Raw genomic sequence first — 20564 nt, 5'->3', positions numbered from 1 at the left:
GTGGCTCACGCTATGAGCCACCCTTGTGCAAATACTACCTGCATTGCAAACAAAAAGAGGAGTTCGTGATGTCAGGTTCGATGCACTTTTCCACGCAAACCGAGGGCGTCGCGGCCACTCTCAGCGCCCACGCATCCCTGCGCGTCCAGCAGCGCGGGATGAACAGCCTCCTGCTCGATTGTCTGCTGCGGTACGGCCACTACTCCCATGACCACCTCGGAGCTGAGGTGGTCACCCTGGACAGCAGCGCCTTGCGCCAGATTGCCCGCAATGAATGTGCCGAGGCGCTGCGCCTCGCAAGCGAGACCCGCTCCGCGTACGCGGTCGTCGCTCATGGCCAGGTCGTCACCGTCGGCTACCGCTTCCGCAAGGTGCTGCGCGACCGCAGCCTCTCCGACGCGCGACAAGGCAGGGGCCGAAAGCTGTTGCGCCTGAACGCGAAGGCGCAGGCGACGAGCTTGACGTACTGCGGGCTAACGCTTCATTGATGAGGGAGCGAGAAAGCATGAAATCAATGGCACCGCCCTCCCCGCCTCATCAACTCCACCTCTCGGGCCCAGGCCTGTCGAGGTACGAGTTGGGCGAGCCGATGTTCGTCTATGAGGGTGCCCGCCTGCTGGGCACAGTGGAGCCTGTCGAGGCTAGCCCCGACAGGTCTGAGGTTCGCGTCGGCCGCTTTGTGCCCTCGCCGTCTTCAAGAAGGGAAGTTCGCAACTTCGCACCTCTATTGCTGGCCGAGGTGACCATGTTCCTGGCCGAGCGCTTCCCGGCTATTCAGGCTGTGCACTTCGCGCTGAGTCGGGAACTCGAGATGCACGGCGACGGGTTGATGGTCGCAGCGGCGCGCGTCGAGTTCCTGAGGAGCATTGGAGCTACGGACATTGAAGCTCGACCCAGGCCTGACGCGAGCCGCCCCGGAAACTTCGTTGTCCACGGCGTGTGGGCGTACACAGAGGAGAACATCTCTTCCCTGCGGATGGTGCTGGCCATGGAGCGCGAGCTCTACCGCAAGCATCTGGCTTACGCAGCCAAGCAAGGTGGTCTGGCGGCGCTGCTAGGCCGTTTGAAGGACCGGTGGGCCCGAGGCGATGACCCCTCCCGTTACCCCTTCGTGGTGGGTTCGCAGGCGCGCAGTTGGCGATGGCAGTCGCATTGCTGAGCCCGCAAACCCATCAACATTCATCCGACAAAATGCAAATCCAAAAGTGGAGCGCCCTCGCAGGGCTGAGATTCGTGCTGGCGTTCGTCGTCGCAGTGAATCATTTGCCCGACTTCGTGGCCCTCGGCACCTGGGATTTCATCCCAAAGTTCGGTGCCTTCGAGGCGATACTCGGTTTCCTCCTCATCAGCGGCTACTCCATCGGAGCGTCGTACGCGAAGGAGCCAGCGGGGTTCCTCTGGCGCCGGGCGCTGCGTATCTATCCGGTTTACCTTGCGGCAGTCGTACTGACGTGTGGCGTCTTCGCGCTTGAGCACGACACGTTCCCGTCGGCTTGGCTTGTCTTGGTCAACGTCCTGTTCTTGAATCAGATTCTGACCAGCGACTCCTTTGTTGGGCCAGCCTGGACCTTGGCTCTGGAGGTCTGGCTCTACTGTCTGACCCCTTTGCTCTTCAAGCTCCGCCCGTCCACGTTGCGTGCCTTGACGGCAGCCTCATTCGCAGCCTACCTGGCATACACCTGCGGGCGAACCCTCTTCCACTGGAACTACTTTTCTGGGGTGGGCTACGGCCTGAATCTGTTGTTGCTCTCCTTCATCTGGCTAGCCGGCCTTCGGCTTGCTCGAGAGCCGGAGAATTCCGTTCCCATCCTGAAGGAAGTTGGCTGGATGTTCGCGCTGCACATCGTGCTCGCCACTGCCATCCAGTTTGCCTCCAGCTGGAAGCGTGGCCACATCGATGACTTCCTCAACAGCGGCATCGACCATTTCGCCTTGCAGGCATTCACGTTGGTCGTTGTACTGTGGACGTTCAGACGGTTCACGACGTACCCTGGGGTGGGAGCAGGTGGCTCGGCAACGCTGCGACTGCTTGGCGACATTTCCTACCCGATGTACGTGGCCCACATCCCAGTGTTTTATCTGCTGAAGCGCGCTTCGCTCGAATCTCCGACCCTCTACTTGGCGGCAGTCGTGGCGGTCTCGTTCCTTCTGTACTGGGGACTGGACAAGTACTCGCAGCAGCGGAGCTCCGCTCCTGTGGATAGCCGGCGTGACGCGCTTGGGCCGATGGGGCGAACCGAGACATGAAAAGAGCCCCCCGGCCAACGGGGGAAGCAGCGGAGGAAACGGCGCAGCGCCGGAGCTAAGGCGTTCGACTTGAGTTCCCCGGCAGCGCGGTCTATGGCCTTGCCTCTGGGCCCGCACCATCGGAAAGGGGCCCGCGTTCAATCACATTCCGTCTATGGGCACTGAGGCCACGAGGCCCAGGACGTGAGACTTCACCTCCCTTACAAATGGGACCTGAATCCCCCGCACTCGGTTACCAGAATGAGCTTCACACTTTGAGTGGGAGCATAAGAAGTTGTCTCGTTCGCCGACCGTAGAGCCCCTGCACCCGACGACAAGGAAAGTTGTGGGCACTGCGGGAAGTTCATGGTTCCGCGTGTGGTGACCTTCAAGGGCAAGCCGGAGCCCACAAGACTGCCATCCGAGGCCTCGAAGGCCGACCTGGGACCGTGCTAGTTAGTTTCCCGTGAGCCGCGCGTCTAGGAATTCGAGCACATCTCGGGTCGCCGCTTCTTTCTGCGCTGTGTTCGTCCAGAAAGATGCTCCCTTCTTCATGCAGCCCTTCCTCATCTCGCCAAGTAGTTCCTCGTAGTTCGCTTCGGAAAAGTACTTTCCGCCCAGTGCGTACCGACCATCCGGCTCCACTACAACCGCACACTCCATGTAGTTCTCAACCGTGCTGGCTCGAAAGAGGCGCGTGTTGGCTGGGTCGCCGTCGAAGCCGTGACTGGCTCCGGCGTACACCTTGACCTCAATCTTCCCTCCGGCATTCGCATAGTCCTTGGCAAGTTCTTCGCACGGCTTCACGCCGGTGTAGTCATCCTTTTCCCCCAGCGCCATGAAGACCACGCTTGCTGGCTTGGGCTCTCGCGGTCGGGCACTGCAGCTCGGATAGAAAGGAATGGCGACGGCGAACCGGTCGCTCTGCTCTGGCAGGTATGTTCGGTCAGCCGCGTAGAGCGCAACGAGCCCACCGCGAGAGAATCCCATGACGGCTATGCGCGCTGGCAGGTGCGATTGTTCGACCAGGAAACGGCGCGCTGCGAAGGCATCACGCGTTTGCTGCAGTGTCGTCAGCTGACTTTGGTTTTCTCCAGTGTTGGAGATTCCCCGCGGCCCAAACGTGTCGATGGCAAGGACGGTGTAGCCGCGCTCACTCAGAGCACGCCCGTAGTGGCCTTCTCGGTGGTCTGTCCAGCCGGAGGAGCCATGTACCAGAACCACGGCCCCCTTTGGAGCGCCAGTGGGTTTGTAGAGCACTCCTTGCAGCTTGCGTGAGGCCCCGGATGCCTCGGTAACATCAAACGAAACGGTCTGGCCTCCTCGTGGCTGTGCTACCGCGAGATGAAGGGCATTGAAAGCAAGGATTGATGCGGCGAGAAGTCGCCAGCTTCTCCACGCTACAGAATGAAGAACGTGCATCGCCGCTCCTTTGACCGCGCTCTGACGCGCCAGGCGGCATGATGGCCGTTTCGGTGACCTCTGTCTAGCTAGAAGGGCAGGATGTGGGCCTGCATCGAGGGGGTCGGTGGCTCGGCCTTCGCGCGTCGACTATTCAGAATCTGGCGGGTAGCGCTGCGCGTGCGTCGTGAGCGACAGCTTCGCTTGTGACCATCCAGTCTCTCGCTCGAGTTCGCCCAGCTCTAGGCCTTCCGGGCTGCGGTCAGCAGTGAATCCCTCGCGCAAGATGGTTGGCCACCCCAGCGTCTTGGCGAGAGCCACGACGGACTCGAGCTCTGCTTTCAAGCGCGGCGCCACGTCCGCTTCGATTTCGCGGCCAACCTGCTCGGTCCAGGGTGTCGCGGGCCCTTTGCCCACAACGAGGTTTGCGAGGCACTCCACCGTGATGGCATGGACGTAGCCGCTTGGAAACTCGAGCTCCAGGTGCGTGTCGTCGAGCGCACCCCACACCCGCTCCCGCCATTCGAGCCACCTCCTGCGGAGAATGAGTTTTTCGACGTGCGCCTCCAGGTCCAGCGTGGGCTCGCCGTCGCTCATCGTCCAAGGGACGAGGTCAACATTGCGGCCAAGACGACGTGACTCCGCCCTGACGGCATCCATGACGCGTTCGAGCTCCGCCGAGTACGCCTTGTCATCAAAGGTGAGTTTCAGCGGTCCTTTGCCATGGAACGCAGGATTCAGCTGTGAGCGGAGCGATTCGGGTATCACCCAGGTCGTGTGCCCGAGGCTCGCCTCCAGCCTAATGGCGCCCTCGATGCGAGCGCAGCCTGGGTCCCCGCAGGTGTCGCAGGTGAAGAGGTAGACGTCCGCCCAGGCCCCGGCCCTTGCCGCCGGAAGGAGCACGAAGTCAAAGGCGTATCGGTCGTCCTGGTCGAGCACAAGCCCATCGACCGACGGAACGACCTTCAGGCGAACGCGCCCCTCCTCCGCTTCCAGGAAGTAGTTTTCAAACGTCAAGGCATGCGGCACGCGGACTCCCTCAAAGAACAGGCATGGGCAGTGGGATGCATTGTTCACCAACAGCTCCATGGCCTGGCGCTGGCGGGGCCGGAGCACGCCAGGCAGAAGCCTCGGTGGCCATTGCTGCTTCGTGCGCATCGCGTCTCATGCGTCTCACCGCTTAAGCGGAATGAGACGCTCTCGAAAGCGCGCCTCCTGCCCCCCTTGGCCTCCACAGGCATGTTTGCCGTGGGGACGCGACATACCAGCGGATTGTGACGCTGCGCGTTTTCCCGCTTGAGGTCTGGCTCCCTTCCGTGGCCCGGGCCCCGTTTGCCTCGGTCAGCGCCTTCAGGTTTGGACCATGAGCGTCGGCCCCGACGGTTCGCTCATCGACCCGTTTACGTTTACGGCCGAGCGGGGCACTATTCGGCCCGAATGCGGATGCATGTATTGCGTTGCAGTGGCCCGGCTAGTCGCGCATCAGCGCGACCGGGCCCGTGAACTTATGAAGGAGCGTGCCGTCGTGGTGCCACAGGTGGAAGATGGTCGGCTCGGTGCGGCGGATTTGCTTGCCCGCCATCTCCGTGTAGCCGTCCTTGCCCAGGAATCGACACAGGTCGCCGACATTGTTGGTCTGCAGGACCTTGCGAGGCTCGGCAGGTGGCTTCGTGCCTTCGGGCTGCGGCTTGACCAGTTCGATATCCCACTTGTTCAAGGCCCAAGCCTTGGGGAATTCGAGAACCAGGCCTCGCTTTTGGGCGAGCGCCTCCACTTCTTGTTGGGTGATGAGCACAGTGCTTCCTTGATGAGAGTTGACCCTTTGCCGTATAGCGAAGGTCAGCACGCCCGCGGAATCGCCGGCGCGGATGAATACGAGGGTCGCCCCCCCCTTCGTTGGGGGGTTTGGAAGGGGTTATCGGCAGAATGAGGGAAAAGTTGAGGGTCGCCGCCACAGCCCCGCGCCCCTATCATCCAAGCTACGCCGAACGACTAACCCTCGATGCCTCTGCGCGCTACCACCGGTACGACAAACCTGCACGCCTTCGAATTTGAGGAAGGCCAGTGGGAGGAGCTCAAGGCTACCTACAAGCGGCTCGGCTTGACCATGCCCTGTTGCCAGCGTGCAGCGGTACCCAAGACGAGCCCGCTCGGGAACTATTTCTTTGCGCACGCCCGTAAGGGACCTTGTGCCACCGCCCCTGAAAGCGCCCAGCACCTCTACTGCAAACAGCTCATCGCGCAGGCGGCGCACGCGGCCGGCTGGACGGTGACCACTGAGCGGCCGGGGGCCTGCCCCACCGGCGAGGCGTGGATTGCCGACGTCTTCTGCGAGCGCGGCCGTGCCCAGGTCGCGTTCGAAGTGCAGATGTCCCCGCAGCCGCACGCCGAGACGCTTCGGCGGCAACGCCGCTACAGGGATTCCGGGGTACGCGGCGCCTGGTTCCACGCGCCGATGAAGAGCGGCATTGCGCCGTTGACGGACAAGGAAACCCCGGTCTTCTCCCTCGAGGACTTCGAGGTCGGCGTGCCGCCCCGGGTCAAAGGATTCCCTCTGGCGCTGCCCGAGTTCGTTGAGGCGCTGCTGGGCAAGCGGCTGACCTACGAGGTGCCTGAATACACCCGAACGCTCCACGTCGGATACCTGTTGGGCGAGTGCTGGACATGCAAACGGCAGCTGAAGCACGTCTGCGGGATGCTCGACAGCGCGGAACAACCCTGGTGGTATCACCCGCTCACCGCTGCTTCTCTTTCCCAGACCCTCGCCGGCGTGCAGGCCGCGCTAAGCTCGAGCGAGCTTGCCGGCCTCGGTCTAAACCGTATCGAGCAGTATGAAATCAACCTCGGCAGGAGGTCCAAGGCGCCGACAAGCAACATCTGCCTGCACTGCAATGCGCCGCAGCCCAACGAGTACGTCACGGAAAAGCTGCGCGCCGCGCTCGGCGCTCCTGGCGAATTGAAGAACCCGCCCGCACGGGTGTCCTCCCTCCTCGGCGCCGCCGTGCTTACCCGCACCGAGCGCGGGGCAGGCCGCTGGAAGCTGCACGATGCAGCAGCAGTTCCCAGCGGGCACCTCGCTGCCTGAATGGGCAGGAAAAAGCCCAGGCGCGAGGCCCGGGCTGCTTGGAATCAAGCTTGCGCGGCATCCATGTGCTTGGCGTACGCCCACGAGACTTGTTGGTTGTATGCAGCAAAGGGGGACGTGTCCGGGCGCAGCAGCAGCGCGATGGGCTGCAACGCGACCGCCAGGCCCTCTTCTGCTTGCAAGGCGGAGAGTTCGGGCGCCGGCGCGTTGAGGAGGTACGTTGTCACCAGGAAGCGCCTGGTACCGTTCTCGCCGCCGCAGGGACCGACGAACAGCGGCACGACGTCGGATGTCCTGACGTCAAGGCCAATCTCTTCCTTCGTTTCTCGCAAGAGCGCTTGCAGTTCGGTCTCGCCGGGGTCGACCTTGCCGCCAGGCAGGCCCCACTGCGTGGGGTCGTCGCGTCGCGAAACGGCTACGACGTGATTGCCGACAACCGCCATGAGACAGACGGCGAGGGGGAGCGACTGGTTGTTCATACTGGTTGCTTTAAGGGAGACTGCCTTAAGCGTGTAGCAAAGGGCATCGCCGCGAGGTACCGTCGTAGGCGATGGTTAGGGGAGGCACCTGCCGGGGCGACCTTCAGACATAGGCTGGGCGGCACAGCTTCATGCGCAGTGGCACTTCGGGAGTCGGGCCAAGGAAGGCGTTTCCTGACGCCTGACGCTGCGCAGCCTGAACGTCCCGCTCAGTCTTGGAGAGCGCCATCGCCTTCACCTTGGCAGCAGACACCGGCCCCGCGACCCCTTCACGTTGCTTCCAACGTGTCCGCCGGACGATGGAATCCAGCATGCCGGTGTGGCGCGCGGACGTGGCCAGGACGCCGAGCTGCGCGTAATAGAAGAACGAGATGGCGCCCGACGAAGCGCCGCTGGCGGTGTCGGCAACCTTGCCCTCCGCCTCCCAGGCCAGGAACGTGTCCGCGCCCTCCACGTCGACCTCGAACAGCTCGGACTCCCACAACTGCAGGACTTCTCGGCCGTTACCCAGCCTGCGGTTGGGCGTGCCCTCGCGTGCCGCGAGCTCGGCGTGCAGGTCGCGAAGGCCTGAATAGTCCCCCGCGTACCCCTGGTCCCATTCCTCCCCCACAGCGATGAAGCGCGGCGCCGGAAAGCTCTGGACCGGATACGCAATCACGTCCTTCGGCGGATAGTAGCGCGCGCCGTTCACGTGCACGTCCAGCCACACCTCCACCGCGGCGAAAGGGCGCTCGGCGTTGCCGTGAAGCCCCCACAGTGCATCGATGGCAACAAGAGCCTGCGGCGAGACCAGCTCGAAGCGTGGCGCGGCCAGGCCGTCTCTGCGGCAGGCGCGCGCTTCGTCGGCATCGGCGGTCAGGCAGTAGCGAAGGAGTTCTTTGAGCATCGCCGGCGAATACGTGTCCGGCGCCACCGGCAGGAACCCGTCCTTGTCCAAGGTGCGCCCAAGCCACGTCCTGCGGTCAAAATCGTACTGCGTGTCCACTAGGAAGCGCTGGATGTTGTTGAGCCCGCGGAGCCAGGCGTAGCCGGGGCCCGACTCGAGCATGTTCTCAAGCGACTTGTCCCGGCCGACGGCCGCGCAAAGCGAACACCCGAAGCGTGCACCGCAGGCCCGCGACTTCTTGGCGCCCTCACTCGCCATGTCGGCGACTACTGCGCAGGAGGAACCGCCACCCGCGGCGTAGAGGTCGAACACGTCGGCCGCGTCGGTGAAGGCCTCCATGTCGCCAGCACGCATTCTTCCGAGGCTCTCCCAGACATCGTCCGACGTCCATAGCGCGATGGGGCTTAGGTAGAGCGCGCCATCCTTCTCCCAGGGCACGAAGGCGGACTCCTTGCGCTCGTCCATGCGTTCCGCGCGACCAGTAGATTCCTCGAATCGGGTGCCAATGACGGTGACTGGGCGGCCGGCGTGCTTGCCGAACGCGGCCAGGAGGCGCTTTCGCAGCTTAACCATTGGCAAAATCTTGTAGCCGATGGTGCAGTCGCGAGACGACGAGTTTGCGAAGGTCGGGAGCTTGCGCCCCGAGAGAACCGAGACCGCCCAGGTGTCGTTGAGCGCCGGGCGGGCGACGTCGGCCCGTACGACCAGGCCATGGCGGACGGCGAATCGACGCACCTTCTCCAACTCCTGCATCGCCAGCGCCGAGACGGTTGGGTTCTCGATGCCGGTGTCTCCGTGGGTGACCAGGATGGGTGGCACGATGCCGCCGGCGCGTTTTAGGCTGAGGGCAGCGTTGAGCGTCAGGGCCAGGACGATGGAGGAGTCCTTGCCTCCGCTATAGGCCACCAGCAGCGGCGAGCCAGCCTCCAACAGGCCGCGCAGGACCGCCATGGCCTCGTGTTCACGCAGGTGGGCCTCTGAGAGTTCAGTTGCAAGCATTGTCGACCGATTGAGCTCGGCTAGAAGAGTTCGAAGAAGCCCCAGTCTGAACGAGGAGAACTATGCTAGGTCGCCTATAAGCCTTGGGCTAAGAGTTGCTAAACAGTTTAGCATCTCGCACGCGTTTTAGCCAAGCAAAATGAGATGCTAGGAGGCGTCGTCACTAGACAAGGCAGTCACCTTCTAAACCGCTGCCCGCCTTGCCGCTCTTTGCGCTGCAGCAGCATTCCAGGACACCCCATGGCCAACCCAAAGTACACCGGCAGCCTCTACCAGCTGTCCTCGCGTTTCCAGCTTCACGTCGGAGCGTACGTTGCCGTAAACGGCCCTTACGACACCTATGGCGTCGTGCAGAAGTCGGAGAAGCAGCCGGACGACAAGTTCCTGAACCTGATTCGGGGCGTTCCGGCCAGGCTCGGCGTCAAGCCAGTCGCCCAATTCTGACCATTCCCGCCCTGCAGCCTTCTGGTTGCAGGGCGTTTTTCAGGCCCGGCGCGGGGAGGTTCGGAAACGCGACAAAGGTCGCGCCAGCTCAGCGCTGAGAGCAAAAAAATACCGCCAGATGGCGGTATTTGTTCAATCAGCGTCCCGCCAGTAGGCGTCGCTCAAAAGGCGATATACTAGGCGGTTGTATTGGCTGTAGCGGATGTCGACCGGAACGCCCCGACGGTAGGTAAGGACGTCGAAGGTGTCCCGGATGAAAAGCGCGACGGCCGCGCTTCGGCTGATGCCAAGGTCGCAATGCACCAGCACTTCGTCGAGCTGCTCGTTCGCGCGCAGAAAGGCCACGATTTCGCGGGCCATCTCCTTGCTGAACACGATGCGCTCCGGCTCAGGCTTGTCGGCATCGTGGAATGCGAGGCGCAGAACTGCTGCCCATCCCGAATGGAGCACAGCGTCCGGGTCGCCAGGTGTCGTCAGCGAGATGACGCCGCAGTTCGGCAAGGGGTGGATTTTCTCCGCCATGTGCCGCGGCAGGAAGTGAACACGTTTCATAAGAATCTCCGTTGGGGCCTGCTGCGTATAGGGCCGCCCCTGCACCTCGCGCGCTTCTCGCCGTCTCCGGCAAGGTTGCCGTCTCGAACTACTTTTCCAGTGCCTCCTCGGCCTGCGTTATCCGCAAGGCGCGCGACAGCAGGTCCAGACATTCCTGGGTACTGTGCACCTGGGCACAACTGCTGTCGAACCTCGCGCGATAGTCCAGGGCGAGGGCTGCCATCGCCTTGGCGGCGCGGTCTTGAGGGAAAGGCCCGTTGTGCGTCGCACAAAGGTGCAAGTCACTGACGCCGACGATACGGCACTTCTGGTAGGCCCCAAGAAGGATTGCTGCACTGTTGCTCGCATCCCTGCCCACAGCCTGCTCCGCTTCCTCCCGCTCCTTGATAGCAGTCTTTCCGGCGTGGCGCGTCGACCAAGCCTGGAAGGTGATGCCGAGTACCAGGGCGGTGCAGAGGATTAGCGTTACCCGCGGCAGGTGCTCGACCAGATAGCGCTCCAAGCGTCGCATTGCGACGCCGGCCTTGCCAAAGCGGGTGCCTGCCGGTTCGGCGGAAGGGTCGGCCTGCCCTGGCGGGGAAGTTCGGCGCCCTGATTGAAAGGCACCGACGAGGCCTGCGGCGGGGGTGGTCGTCTCCCATGCAAGGCCGTCGGCGCGCCCAGCAGCCATCCCAGCCAGGAAGGCTCGGCGGCCGTCCTCGATTAACCCGACGAGCTCGCCCACGGTCGGCTTGTCGTTCGCGAACGCACCGGCCATATCCATCACCGCCGATAGCGCAGCTTCTGCCGAGAGACGCCCGATGTTCAGCGCCCGGCAGATGCCCAGCGCGACACCGCCGATGTAGCCGAGGATGAACTCCCGGCGTCCGCCCCATTCGGTCGTAGGTGTCAAGCCAAGTGCCTGCAGCTGCGGCGGTACGATGGCTCGCACGCCATTGGCCACCCGCCTTAGCTTCGCTGACTCCGAAGCGTTGGCCGGCAAGGCCGGGCTGCGCAGATTGCGTGCAAACTGCAGTGGGTCCATTTGAGGTCACTCACGGGTCCGGCGCGGCGGAAGCAGTAGCGCGCCGGGCCGACGCCTTGGCACCCACTCTTCGTGCACCGCCGAAAAGACATTTTTCAATTCGTCGGCAAAGGCCAGGAAGAGATAGCGCGTTGCAAGGAGGTCAGTGTCGGTCATGCCGTCTAGGCCGCCCTGCTTCAGATGCTGCTGGAAAAAGACGAATACGGCCTGGTCGGGCGTGTCCGACGTCGAATCCGCAAGAAGGCAGGAATGCTCCAGCTTGAACTCCATGACGGACGGCGTCGCGGTGCTGAGGAGAACGTGCACCGCGGCGAGATGTGGCCGGGGGTGGTGCCCGTCCTTGGCAGGCGCGAGCTTTGCCAACAGGGCGCCACGCAGCGGTTGCGCCTCGAGGAAGGCCTTCAGCGAATCTGGGGTGTGCATCCGGCGCATTATTCACCCTGGCCGGCGGCCGGACCTGGCCACCCTAAGTACGGCGGCCCCTCCCACGGCGAAAGCATGAAAAAAAGCCCAGCTGGGAGGGCTGGGGCTGCTGCAGGATTGCTAGGCCCTGTCTTGACCGGGCTCGCGGGCCCCCGTCCTCAGAGGGGAACCTTGCAGTCCATGGCGCCGAAGGTACTCCCCCGCTCGGTCCGCGACTTCCATGGCGAAAGGCACGGTACCGGCATGCTTGCGCAGCGCATAGCGCAATCTGCCGAGCAATGCCGCCATTTCCTCAATGCTCGGCACCGGCGCCGAGGGCACCGTCTGCTCCTCGGCCGCAAGTAGCAGGTCAACCTCGGACGCGAGCCGGTATCGGCAACTCTCGCTGTGATACGCCAGCACCGGCGTCTTCGTCATGCAGGTGCAGCCTCCGGTCTGCAGCCGCGTCAAGCGCTTATGAATCTCGGTGCGGTCGGCGCGCTGCATTGCAGCCGGCTGGGGCGTGTCTCGCAGCGCGACAAGTTCTGCTTCCAGGCAGCGGCACAGCGCAAGGGCATCGCCGTATGCGGGTGTGCGCTGCTGGCCGAGCTCGACGCGCGTGCGCTCCAACGCGTCGGACAGAGGCGTTCCCGCGGGTGCCACGTGGCGCTGCGCAGCGGCTGGACCGTCTGTGGCTTGCGAGGGACAGGTTGGCGTCATAGAAGTCGGGCTGAGTGTCAGCTTGCACTGCTCGCGTCCACGGTGTCTTCCCACTCGGGCAGCACGCAAGACGAAAAGATGTTTTCCATTTGGTCGACCTGCCCGGCCAAAAGCAGCAGGAGCGCACGCGCCTCGGGCTCGACCAGGCCCAGGGCTTTCTTTTCGCTCAGCACCAGGGCGATGAAATGAACATGCGCGGTGGTGCGCAAAGGCTCCTTGTCCCTGGCCGCACCTTCACATGCTCTCACGAGAAGCGCTTCGAGAGAGGGAGGCGTAATCCTGCTGAGGAATAGATGCGCGGCGGCCATCCAGCCAGCTTCGGAGGGGGAACTCGCGCCGACGGGGTCCAGTGCCTCGAGGAGGCAGTCGCACAGAGGTGTTTGGGGTGACGTTATCGCGTTCATGCGCCAGCCTGGTCTTCGCGAGCCAGCTGCCGAAGGGTGGTGAGCACCGCAGTCTCTGCATCGGAGAATGCCGCGTTCTTCGCTTCCAGCGCTTGCTGCTGCTTGCTCAGCCGGGCTAGCGCCTCTGTACGCAAGGTAGCTTCACCCCCGTCGCTCAGATACCTCAGCGGAAAACGCAGCATGTGGGAATACCTCAGGCCAACGCCCTCGCGGTGGCGCGCGACCTCGAAGAAGATAACGTCGTCGCGAACGCCGGCGTTCATCAGCTGGTCGGCCCCGGGGTCCAGCGACGGAAACTCGTCAAGGAAGCTCTCGAATACGCCGTCACCTTTCACCCACGTGGGCTCGAACAGCGAACGGTGCACGGCCATGCGCTGCTCGAGCACAGGGCGCAGCGCTCGCAGCGCGTCAGCGTTCAACATCTGGTCGCGCGGCTCGGCACGCCCGGTCCCCTGCCGCAGTGCCGCGAGCGCCGAGGACACGGTGAGGCTGCGGACTTCAGAGGAGCTCAAGCTTGTGGCGGCAGTTGTGGTCATGACCTATCAATCTCTGGAATGCGAACCCGCTAAAGAGGCCGCGAAATCGCATTATAGCAGTCACTTGTATTTTAGAACCCTATTTCGGCCGAGACACATTTTAGTCAACTCGGAGGGCGTCCCGCCTCTTCGCGGGCGGGGCGCAATAGGCTCGCCCGCCAAAGGCTAAGCGGGAAGGCTAGACGCTGTATCCGGACAGTTACGTCCCCTGTGCTCTGTCTCGCCCTGAACTTGATACGCCCTCCTCGCCGAGGCTGCCCATGTCTTCATTTCATATCCAACGTCCGCCCCGAGGCTTCCTTCGCAACGCCACCCTCTATTTGCTCGCAGACATCACTCGCAGGGTTGTCTTTTCGCTGGTCGCCGTGTTGATGCTCGCATCAAGCGTTGCATTCACGCAGGCAGAAGGCGGCGGCGTCTGCCGCACGTGCCCTCAGGCGCGTCAGCCATCCTTGTCGTCGGAAGCTGATGCAGGGTCGTGCAAAGGAAAGGCCAGGCATGAAGAATCCACTCGGTAGGGAGCGGAGGGACGCTCCTATAAGACGCCCACGGCTCGCTAAAGCTTAAAGGACTTGCAGGGAGGGAGCCTCCGCGGGGGCCACGGTTGCAAAAGCATCGATATTCGGCGCTGTTCGCGAACTTTTCTGCAGACACCGGCGCGCCCTGGCACCTGACAGCAGTACATTTCGGTTACATTGCGTAGCCTAAATTAACAACAAAGGGCTACAGTGACGCTGGGGACCACAACGCCATTCCAATGGCTCAACTACAAACGCGCCTGGCTTGCAGCCGCAGCAGCGCTTGCTCTCAGTGCCTGCGGCGGCGGCGGTGGAGGCGGAGGCGGAGGCTTTATGTTTCCTGTAGCGGAGACGCCATCGCCTGCGGCGCCGGCAGAACCCGCTCCGACTCCTGAAAAGGAGTTCCGCGTTGGTGGAGAAGTGTCGGGCCTGAGCGGAACGCTTGTTCTGCACAACAACGGCGGCGACGCCATCAGCATCACCGCCAACGGCAGTTTCCAGTTCCCCAAGACCATCACAGCAGGCAACCCTTATGCCGTCACCGTGGCGGCGCAACCCCAGGGGCACCTGTGCTCCGTGAGCGCTGGCGAAGGCTCGGTAACCGCCGCAGTCACGGCTATCCGGGTGGTTTGCGCCGTCTCGACGTTCAACGTGGGCGGAAGCCTCAGCGGGCTGAGCGGCACCCTCGTGCTTCGCAACAACGGGGGCGACGAGCTGAACCTCAGCTCAAACGGTACCTTCCAATTTCCGACCGCCTTGGCTTACGGAAGCGCGTACGCGGTGACGGTCCGCACCCTGCCTACCGGGCAGGCCTGCACCGTCGCACTCGGCTCGGGGACGGTCCAGGGCACGGTCGGCGACGTAGCCATCAGCTGTGCGAACGTCCCGCCGCCGCCGGCGCCGAACAAGCCAGCGACCCCGACCGTCAGCTATGGCGTGAAGAGCTACATCCTTGCCTGGACGCCGGTATCTGGCGCCACGTACTACAAGCTCGGCCAGAGCACCGTCACGCCGAGCTCGCTCACGCTGATGGCGGACAACCTCCTGTCAACAACGTTCAGCCTACTCAATCTGCCCCTGCTCGAGCAGGTACCCACTGAGTTCGCGGTTCAAGCGTGCAATGCGAGTGGCTGCAGCCCCTTTTCGGACTCGGTGACGCCGGTGCCCAGCCTGGCCATCGGACACTTCAGAGCGCCGGTACCCGCGGGCAACACGAACTTCGGTCTTTCGGTTGCGGTTTCAGGTGACGGCAGCACGCTAGCGGTCGGTTCGAAGTTCTGGGTGACCAACACGGGCAAGGTCGACATCTACTCCCGCGTCGGTTCGAGCCAGTGGAAGTTCGAGGCCCGGGTGCTGGCGGACAACAATGACCCAAACGACTACTTCGGCGCGTCGGTAGCGCTCTCCGAGGATGGCTCGACGTTGGCCGTGGGCGCTGAAGCCGAGGCGAGTTCGGGAACCGGAACAGGTGCGGACCCGAACAACGACTCGCTCCCCGGCACCGGGGCTGCCTATGTCTTCAAGCGCAGTGGCGCGACCTGGTCGCAACAGGCCTATCTCAAGCGCTCGGTCGCTGGGTACTCTTCCTTCGGGAGCGCCGTTTCCTTGTCAGCTGACGGGACGCGTCTGGCGGTCGCAGCTCCGGATGAATCGCTTGGCGTGGCCACACGGGAAGGGGCGGTCTACGTATTCGAGCAATCTGCCGGCGCCTGGTCACAGCAAACGCGGCTCGTTGCGTCGCATCCCCATTTCTTCGCGCATTTCGGCCATGGTTTGGCGCTTTCGCCCGACGGGAGTACGCTGGCCATCGGTGAGTATGCGCACCCCAGCATCGCGGATGGCGACGAGACGAGCAATGCGGGCGTGATATCTGGTGCGGTTCACGTCTATGCTGCCAACGGCTCGAGCTGGACGCGTACGTCCTTCCTGAAGTCGCCCACTCCCGCCCTGCCGACGGTCTTTGGCATCACGGTTGCGCTCTCAGGTGACGGCAGTGTCCTTGCCGTCGGCGCCACGAACGAAAGTTCAGGCTGGAACAGCACGACTGGCTTTGACGGTACGGCGCCGCCAGCGCTCAATTCCGGTGCGGTCCACACCTACCGGCGCGCGCCCGGGGGCGCCTATGCACTCGAGACGACCCTCAAGCCTGCGGTCACGTACGCAAACCAGGGCATGGGGCAAAGCATCTCGCTTTCATACGATGGACTGCTCATGGCGGTGGGCATTGTCTTCGACCGCTCTACCGCAACTGGCATCAATGGCTCAGGGCCACTGGATATGGTCGGTGGCACCACAGGTGCGGTGCAAACCTTCCACCACCGAACGGGTTTATGGAAGCTCGAGGATTTCGTCAAGGCCAGGCCAACTGCCCTGAGCGGTTCGGTGAGCGGCTTCGGCTGGGCCGTTTCCCTTTCACGCGAGGGCGGAACCTTGGCTGTAGGTGCCCCCAGTGAGACGAACGTGACCTCTGGCATCAATGGCGTTCCGACCGGACCCGCGACGGCCTACTCGGGTGCGGTCTACCTGTATTGACGCCTCCCGCTTCGGCCGAAGCAAAGTGCAGAACGTCATCCTCGCCTGCTTCATTCCCTGCGCCAACGCCCGCCTCCCGGCCAAGGGCAGGTGGGTCGTGCAGAAAAGGCCTAAGGCCTGGCCCGATTCCTGGGCCGATGGCATGCGACATCGCGCTCGAGGCGAACAGCCGATTCGAGCGCTTAAGCCAGCGGGAGCGTGCCGACCGTAGAGAAACGGCGGAGTGCGTTCAAAACGACTTCCGGGTATGAGCAATAGAGCTACCAGGGACTGGCCTCGGACTGAGGAACGTCTTCAAAACAACATCGCGCCTGTCAAATGCAAATCGATAAATGGAGCGTGCTTGCGGGCCTGCGCTTTGTCCTGGCCTTCATCGTTGCAGTAAACCATCTGCCCGACTTTGTCCCGGTCGGGATTTGGGCGTTGGTTCCAAAATTCGGCGCCTTTGAAGCGGTGCTGGGCTTCCTGCTGATTAGTGGGTTTTCGATAGGCACCTCGTACCAGAAAGAGCCGAAAGCGTTCCTCCGGCGGCGCACTCTAAGAATCTATCCAATTTACATCGCCGCGCTCGCCCTGACTTGCGTCGTCTTCGCGATGGAGCACGGCACCATGCCGTCGGCCTGGTTGCTCGTGGCGAACGTGCTCTTCCTGAATCAGATTGTGACCAGCGACTCGTTCGTCGGCCCTGCTTGGAGCCTGGCGCTGGAGTTCTGGCTTTACCTGCTCACGCCGCTACTCTTCAGCCTGAAGCCTTCGACCCTGCAGCTGCTGGCGCGCGTGTCGTTCGTCGCGTTCCTCGCGCACACCTGCGGTCGGACGCTGTTTCACTGGAACTACTATTCGGGCGTGGGGTATGGCCTCAACCTCGTATTCCTGTCCTTCATCTGGCTGGCGGGATTCAGGCTTGCGCGAGAGCCGCAGCGCTACCAGCCCATACTGAATGAGGTAGGGTGGATGTTTGCGCTGCACATTCTCCTCGCCATATCCATCCAGTTCGCCTCGAGTTGGAAGCGAGACCAGGTCGACCAGTTCCTGCACGTCGGCATCGACAGCTTCGCACTGCAGGCATTCACCTTGCTTGCCGTGCTCTGGACCTTTAAGCGAATTGCAAAATCCGTAGGCGCGCAATCGAGCGGCTCAGCGGCACTTCGGTTGCTTGGCGATATCTCCTACCCGCTCTACATCATCCACATCCCAGCGTTCTATTTCCTGAAGCAAAGCGGGTTTGACTCCCCTATCCTGTACCTGGCAGCAGCCATCGTCGGCTCGTTCCTCCTATCTTGGGGCTTGGACAGGTATTCGCAGCAACGGCATCAGCGGTCCACCGGCAACGATTCGACTGCGACACAGCCCCAGGGGAATTCATAGTCGCGGAGTGGCTTTGGCGCAAAACCTAACGGCGCCGGTAGCGCGAATCCATTCTTTGATGGTAGCCAACTGGTTCCCAGTCGTCGGAGCCCGCTCGCTTCATCGAAATGCGAAACGGAGCGCTTGACCCCGCTTGAAGGGGCCCCGTGGTGAACAACTCAAAATGGTCGCTGTCGTAACCCTGCTCTAGGGTGTACTTGTAGACCTCGGTTCGAGGTGCCCTGGCCGGACCGATGCACTGGGCCACCAGCGCTGCGGTTCCATCTTTATACACAGACAGAGTAGAGCAGCCGTCCACTGCTTCAAAGCGGCCACACACGGTGCAGTCGGCTGTGCAGGATTTCGGTAATAGCCCGAATAAAATCGCCCCTGCAAGGAACAACTTTAGAGCCTCAAACATCGTGTTGCCGTGTGACTGCTTCCCATGGCAGAAGTCTACGTTGCCCCTTACTGTCATCCTTAAGCCGTTTGTCACGATTATTGGGGGCCGTTTGTCCTGCTGTGCTGGGCGCCAAGGGTCAGCCGGTGGCAAGCATATCGGCAACCCTTCCATGCCTTTTTTCCCCTGCGGTTTGGTCCGGGACCTCCGGGCGGCGCAGAAGGCTGCGCTCAAGCCCCTGCAGCCCGAACCCCGGCGCACTCGGGAATAGGAAAGCAGTTCTGTACACTCGCCAATCGGGAACGAGGAGAAGTCACCTATGCGCTTTTTGAAGGCGAGTGCGATTGTTGCGACGGCCTTGGTACTTCACGGCTGCGCTATCAGCTCGAAACCCATACCGGGTCCGAACGGGCGAACTGCATACACGGTCAAGTGCGGCAGCGCAGTTCTTCATGCTTGCTACGAGGAAGCCGCCAAGCTCTGCCCACAGGGCTACAGCCTCGTAGACCGGCAGGACGGGCCGAATGGAATCGTGACCCCGATGGGCGCCGGCGCCACGTTCGTGCGGGGACCGAACTCAATGTTCATTGAGTGCAAGAGCTGAACCGAGTCGGGGCAATCGGCGCCAATGGTCTCACAGGGGACCTAGGCGCCCGCGTCTCGGTGCTCTGGCTCGATACAGTCGGCGCCCGCCGGACGCAATGCGTAGCGGGTCAGCCTGGCGCCGTTCCGCCACTTCCGTTCACTTCGAAGGGTCGTTGCCAGCCACCAGCACGACTGGCTTCCCGTCTTCAATCACCTGCTTGCCGTCGAAGATGCTCACTTCCATCTTTCCAACCGCAGGCAGGCTGAGCGAGATTCGGTCGCCGTCCTGGGAAAAAGTACCGCCGGGAGAGCAGGTTCCAAACTCAGGCGTCCACTTCGCTTGGTTGTTCTTCTCCAAGATGACGAAGAAGTAGAGCGTTTCACAGCTATTGCCGCGGCCACCGCTGCTCGCAAGGAGTACGGCATCCCGGCCCCCAGAAAGCGCGAACCGCCGGACGATGCTTTGCCATTGGGCGTCCTCGCCGGTAAACAGAGGCGCACCGCCCAACGTGACAGCTCGCTCCCCAGAAGGCAACTCAGTGACCTTGAGCTCCCCGGCGACGGTGCCGAGCGTCTTCGGCCCGTCTGCCTCGATTTGCCCCACGACCTTGGTGCCAGCGGCGGGGTCTACAGTGGCAGCGGCCGCCGCCTGCGGCACTGCTGTCGTGACGGCCGGATTGGACGCGGGCACCGGGCCTTGAGCCGCCGCAGCGCTCTGAGTAGCGATGTACGGCGCTACGCTTGAGAATTTGAAGACAAGTTCGGGCGCCTCCAGCTTCCCGCGCAGGGTCACGCTCTGCTCAGCAAGGCAGTCCGCCTCGGTGCCGCGAAAGAACGAGCCGGAGAACACCGCATACTGACCCCTCTTCATCTGGGAGGCTGTTTGGAAAACCGGCGTGCCTGGCTCGATGAGTGTGCCGTGGAGCACGTCCGAGATGGCGTTGTTCCACGTCTTCACAGTGATGCCGGGGGCAATAGACAGCTCGAGAACTCCCTTTCCGTCACTGTTGGAGTCAATCTTCTCGACCTTGCCGACCCAGTTGCTTACAGCAAGCGAACGCATCTGTTGACAAATCAGCTTGTCGCGATTTGCCTTGGTGCCGCCTCGCTGCATGTCGTTCTCGGCGTCCTTCGACTCACGCTGAGCTCCGCTGATGACCCGAATGAGGTCTTCCTCCGCGGGCGGGAGCGTTACGACGGATTTCTTCGGGTCCTTAGCTTTTTCGCTGGAGGTTGTCGACGATGTGCTGGCGACCTTGGAGTCGTTCTTGCGTTCTCCCATGGAGGCCCCGACGACGACGACTGCGACCAAGGCCCAGAACCATAGGCGCTTGAAGAAGGGCTTCTTAGTTTTAGATTCCTCGCTCATGGCACTCCTCTTGTTTTTCTCGAACACCTCAATGGACGTTCAGAGCCGATTTGCCGGAACGAACCACTCGTGCCGGCCGCGGCAAGGCGAGTGTAGCCGGCCCGCATGCAGTGCGCCGTTACGCGTCTCACCTGGCATCGCGCGGGTCCCCGCCCCGAATGGCAGCATGTGCGGCCGGCGCGGGAAGCCTTCACCTAGCTTCCCCTGCAGCCGGCGAAAAGCCGGGCCACCCGGCTTGTTCGCACCTGCGCCGAGCTTCGACGTGCGGTCGCTACGACTTCAAGGGCCTGTGCGACCCGCTCAGCACGTTGGTCCACACCGGCCAGGCGTCGCCAGTCGCTCGCGACTCGCATCACCTCCATAGGGTTCATTGGCACCAACGAAATGTCGTCAGCGTCCCCAGATGGCTCAGGCACGAGGGCGCCTCGCGCGCGGCCACGCTGCGACATGTCGTTGAGGAATGCGTCCACGAAAGACCTTGTGGCGACCAGATGCGAGGTGATTGTTCGGTCCATGGCCGGATTCTGGCCAACGTGCCTTTGTCGCGCACGGTCCGAATGGACTGGTTGCGCGCCCGCACCCTCATTATTCCGTGAAATAAGTCCCGGTCTCCGCCAAGCGGCATGGTGAACTTCACAGCCGCCGGGTGGCGACA

At 62.8% G+C, this 20564-nt stretch carries 19 protein-coding genes; 7 read left to right on the top strand and 12 right to left on the bottom strand.

Translation table 11 applies throughout. The features are described from left to right. Positions 1-23: 23 nt before the first annotated feature. From WDLP6_RS29020 to WDLP6_RS29010, 3 genes are all read left to right on the top strand, one after another. The gene (locus tag WDLP6_RS29020) at positions 24-488 is read left to right on the top strand and encodes a hypothetical protein (protein WP_162570806.1); all 465 of its coding nucleotides are present in this window, start codon (positions 24-26) and stop codon (positions 486-488) included. A 101-nt stretch (positions 489-589) separates the two neighbouring features. After that, complete coding sequence (locus WDLP6_RS29015; RefSeq protein WP_162570805.1) at positions 590-1159, top strand: hypothetical protein; 570 nt, start codon at positions 590-592, stop codon at positions 1157-1159. 32 nt (positions 1160-1191) lie between these two features. After that, positions 1192-2247 (top strand): acyltransferase family protein, encoded by a 1056-nt coding sequence (locus WDLP6_RS29010; protein ID WP_162570804.1) that lies wholly within the window; start codon positions 1192-1194, stop codon positions 2245-2247. Between the two features lie 435 nt (positions 2248-2682). Here the strand turns inward: WDLP6_RS29010 and WDLP6_RS29005 are convergent, their stop codons facing one another. The 3 genes from WDLP6_RS29005 to WDLP6_RS28995 all read right to left on the bottom strand — a co-directional run bounded on the left by WDLP6_RS29005 (position 2683) and on the right by WDLP6_RS28995 (position 5344). Then, positions 2683-3648: a dienelactone hydrolase family protein gene (locus WDLP6_RS29005; protein WP_162570803.1), complete on the bottom strand. Its 966-nt coding sequence runs from the start codon at positions 3646-3648 to the stop codon at positions 2683-2685. Between the two features lie 129 nt (positions 3649-3777). Further along, entirely contained in the window at positions 3778-4704 is a 927-nt protein-coding gene (locus WDLP6_RS29000; protein ID WP_162570802.1) for a hypothetical protein, read from the bottom strand. A gap of 394 nt (positions 4705-5098) precedes the next feature. Further along, positions 5099-5344 carry a hypothetical protein gene (locus WDLP6_RS28995; protein ID WP_162595285.1) on the bottom strand — a complete coding sequence of 82 codons (246 nt, stop codon included), beginning with the start codon at positions 5342-5344 and terminating at the stop codon, positions 5099-5101. Positions 5345-5629: 285 nt separating this feature from the next. On the opposite strand from WDLP6_RS28995, the gene WDLP6_RS28990 reads away from it, so the two are divergent. Next, on the top strand, positions 5630-6712 hold the full coding sequence (locus WDLP6_RS28990) for a competence protein CoiA family protein (protein ID WP_068674437.1): 1083 nt from the start codon (positions 5630-5632) through the stop codon (positions 6710-6712). 44 nt (positions 6713-6756) lie between these two features. Here the strand turns inward: WDLP6_RS28990 and WDLP6_RS28985 are convergent, their stop codons facing one another. Together WDLP6_RS28985 and WDLP6_RS28980 are read right to left on the bottom strand one after the other, a co-directional pair. Next, the gene (locus WDLP6_RS28985) at positions 6757-7191 is read right to left on the bottom strand and encodes an NUDIX hydrolase (RefSeq protein ID WP_068674439.1); all 435 of its coding nucleotides are present in this window, start codon (positions 7189-7191) and stop codon (positions 6757-6759) included. A gap of 103 nt (positions 7192-7294) precedes the next feature. Further along, positions 7295-9076, bottom strand: a complete 1782-nt coding sequence (locus WDLP6_RS28980; protein ID WP_083944159.1) for a phosphoadenosine phosphosulfate reductase domain-containing protein — start codon at positions 9074-9076, stop codon at positions 7295-7297. Between the two features lie 240 nt (positions 9077-9316). Between WDLP6_RS28980 and WDLP6_RS28975 the strand changes: the two genes are divergently transcribed. After that, on the top strand, positions 9317-9520 hold the full coding sequence (locus WDLP6_RS28975; protein WP_068674443.1) for a hypothetical protein: 204 nt from the start codon (positions 9317-9319) through the stop codon (positions 9518-9520). Positions 9521-9652: 132 nt separating this feature from the next. Here WDLP6_RS28975 and WDLP6_RS28970 read toward each other — a convergent pair whose 3' ends face one another. The 6 genes from WDLP6_RS28970 to WDLP6_RS28945 form a co-directional block, all read right to left on the bottom strand. Then, positions 9653-10072 (bottom strand): dual specificity protein phosphatase family protein, encoded by a 420-nt coding sequence (locus WDLP6_RS28970; RefSeq protein WP_068674445.1) that lies wholly within the window; start codon positions 10070-10072, stop codon positions 9653-9655. 88 nt (positions 10073-10160) lie between these two features. After that, on the bottom strand, positions 10161-11096 hold the full coding sequence (locus WDLP6_RS28965; protein WP_068674447.1) for a hypothetical protein: 936 nt from the start codon (positions 11094-11096) through the stop codon (positions 10161-10163). Positions 11097-11102: 6 nt separating this feature from the next. Next, positions 11103-11519: a hypothetical protein gene (locus tag WDLP6_RS28960; RefSeq protein ID WP_068674449.1), complete on the bottom strand. Its 417-nt coding sequence runs from the start codon at positions 11517-11519 to the stop codon at positions 11103-11105. A gap of 120 nt (positions 11520-11639) precedes the next feature. Further along, positions 11640-12128: a hypothetical protein gene (locus WDLP6_RS28955; protein ID WP_102905934.1), complete on the bottom strand. Its 489-nt coding sequence runs from the start codon at positions 12126-12128 to the stop codon at positions 11640-11642. Between the two features lie 107 nt (positions 12129-12235). Continuing rightward, entirely contained in the window at positions 12236-12526 is a 291-nt protein-coding gene (locus WDLP6_RS28950; RefSeq protein ID WP_146041335.1) for a hypothetical protein, read from the bottom strand. Between the two features lie 92 nt (positions 12527-12618). Then, a complete protein-coding gene (locus tag WDLP6_RS28945; RefSeq protein ID WP_068674454.1) occupies positions 12619-13158 on the bottom strand; it encodes a hypothetical protein in 540 nt (179 codons plus the stop codon). Positions 13159-14096: 938 nt separating this feature from the next. On the opposite strand from WDLP6_RS28945, the gene WDLP6_RS28940 reads away from it, so the two are divergent. Both WDLP6_RS28940 and WDLP6_RS28935 read left to right on the top strand, forming a co-directional pair. Continuing rightward, positions 14097-16208, top strand: coding sequence for an FG-GAP repeat protein (locus WDLP6_RS28940; RefSeq protein ID WP_068674456.1), 2112 nt, complete (start codon positions 14097-14099; stop codon positions 16206-16208). A gap of 318 nt (positions 16209-16526) precedes the next feature. Continuing rightward, the gene (locus tag WDLP6_RS28935) at positions 16527-17576 is read left to right on the top strand and encodes an acyltransferase family protein (protein WP_068674458.1); all 1050 of its coding nucleotides are present in this window, start codon (positions 16527-16529) and stop codon (positions 17574-17576) included. A gap of 1121 nt (positions 17577-18697) precedes the next feature. Here WDLP6_RS28935 and WDLP6_RS28930 read toward each other — a convergent pair. Beyond that, complete coding sequence (locus tag WDLP6_RS28930) at positions 18698-19909, bottom strand: hypothetical protein (protein WP_162570801.1); 1212 nt, start codon at positions 19907-19909, stop codon at positions 18698-18700. Positions 19910-20564 lie beyond the last annotated feature (655 nt).

The sequence above is a fragment of the Variovorax sp. PBL-E5 genome, assembly GCF_901827185.1.
Classification (GTDB): domain Bacteria; phylum Pseudomonadota; class Gammaproteobacteria; order Burkholderiales; family Burkholderiaceae_C; genus Variovorax.
Note: the sequence above shows the minus strand (reverse complement) of the source record. Positions and strands in the feature narration are given on the sequence as shown.

What these genes read in the sequence shown, in the direction of transcription:
- WDLP6_RS28990 (WP_068674437.1), top strand. Translation starts at nt 5,630, where the DNA reads ATGCCTCTGCGCGCTACCACCGGTACGACAAACCTGCACGCCTTCGAA.
- WDLP6_RS29015 (WP_162570805.1), top strand. Translation starts at nt 590, where the DNA reads ATGTTCGTCTATGAGGGTGCCCGCCTGCTGGGCACAGTGGAGCCTGTC.
- WDLP6_RS28970 (WP_068674445.1), bottom strand. Translation starts at nt 10,072, where the DNA reads ATGAAACGTGTTCACTTCCTGCCGCGGCACATGGCGGAGAAAATCCAC.
- WDLP6_RS28960 (WP_068674449.1), bottom strand. Translation starts at nt 11,519, where the DNA reads ATGCACACCCCAGATTCGCTGAAGGCCTTCCTCGAGGCGCAACCGCTG.
- WDLP6_RS28935 (WP_068674458.1), top strand. Translation starts at nt 16,527, where the DNA reads ATGCAAATCGATAAATGGAGCGTGCTTGCGGGCCTGCGCTTTGTCCTG.
- WDLP6_RS28975 (WP_068674443.1), top strand. Translation starts at nt 9,317, where the DNA reads ATGGCCAACCCAAAGTACACCGGCAGCCTCTACCAGCTGTCCTCGCGT.
- WDLP6_RS28930 (WP_162570801.1), bottom strand. Translation starts at nt 19,909, where the DNA reads ATGAGCGAGGAATCTAAAACTAAGAAGCCCTTCTTCAAGCGCCTATGG.
- WDLP6_RS28980 (WP_083944159.1), bottom strand. Translation starts at nt 9,076, where the DNA reads ATGCTTGCAACTGAACTCTCAGAGGCCCACCTGCGTGAACACGAGGCC.
- WDLP6_RS28985 (WP_068674439.1), bottom strand. Translation starts at nt 7,191, where the DNA reads ATGAACAACCAGTCGCTCCCCCTCGCCGTCTGTCTCATGGCGGTTGTC.
- WDLP6_RS28945 (WP_068674454.1), bottom strand. Translation starts at nt 13,158, where the DNA reads ATGACCACAACTGCCGCCACAAGCTTGAGCTCCTCTGAAGTCCGCAGC.
- WDLP6_RS29005 (WP_162570803.1), bottom strand. Translation starts at nt 3,648, where the DNA reads ATGCACGTTCTTCATTCTGTAGCGTGGAGAAGCTGGCGACTTCTCGCC.
- WDLP6_RS29010 (WP_162570804.1), top strand. Translation starts at nt 1,192, where the DNA reads ATGCAAATCCAAAAGTGGAGCGCCCTCGCAGGGCTGAGATTCGTGCTG.
- WDLP6_RS28950 (WP_146041335.1), bottom strand. Translation starts at nt 12,526, where the DNA reads ATGGCCGCCGCGCATCTATTCCTCAGCAGGATTACGCCTCCCTCTCTC.
- WDLP6_RS28965 (WP_068674447.1), bottom strand. Translation starts at nt 11,096, where the DNA reads ATGGACCCACTGCAGTTTGCACGCAATCTGCGCAGCCCGGCCTTGCCG.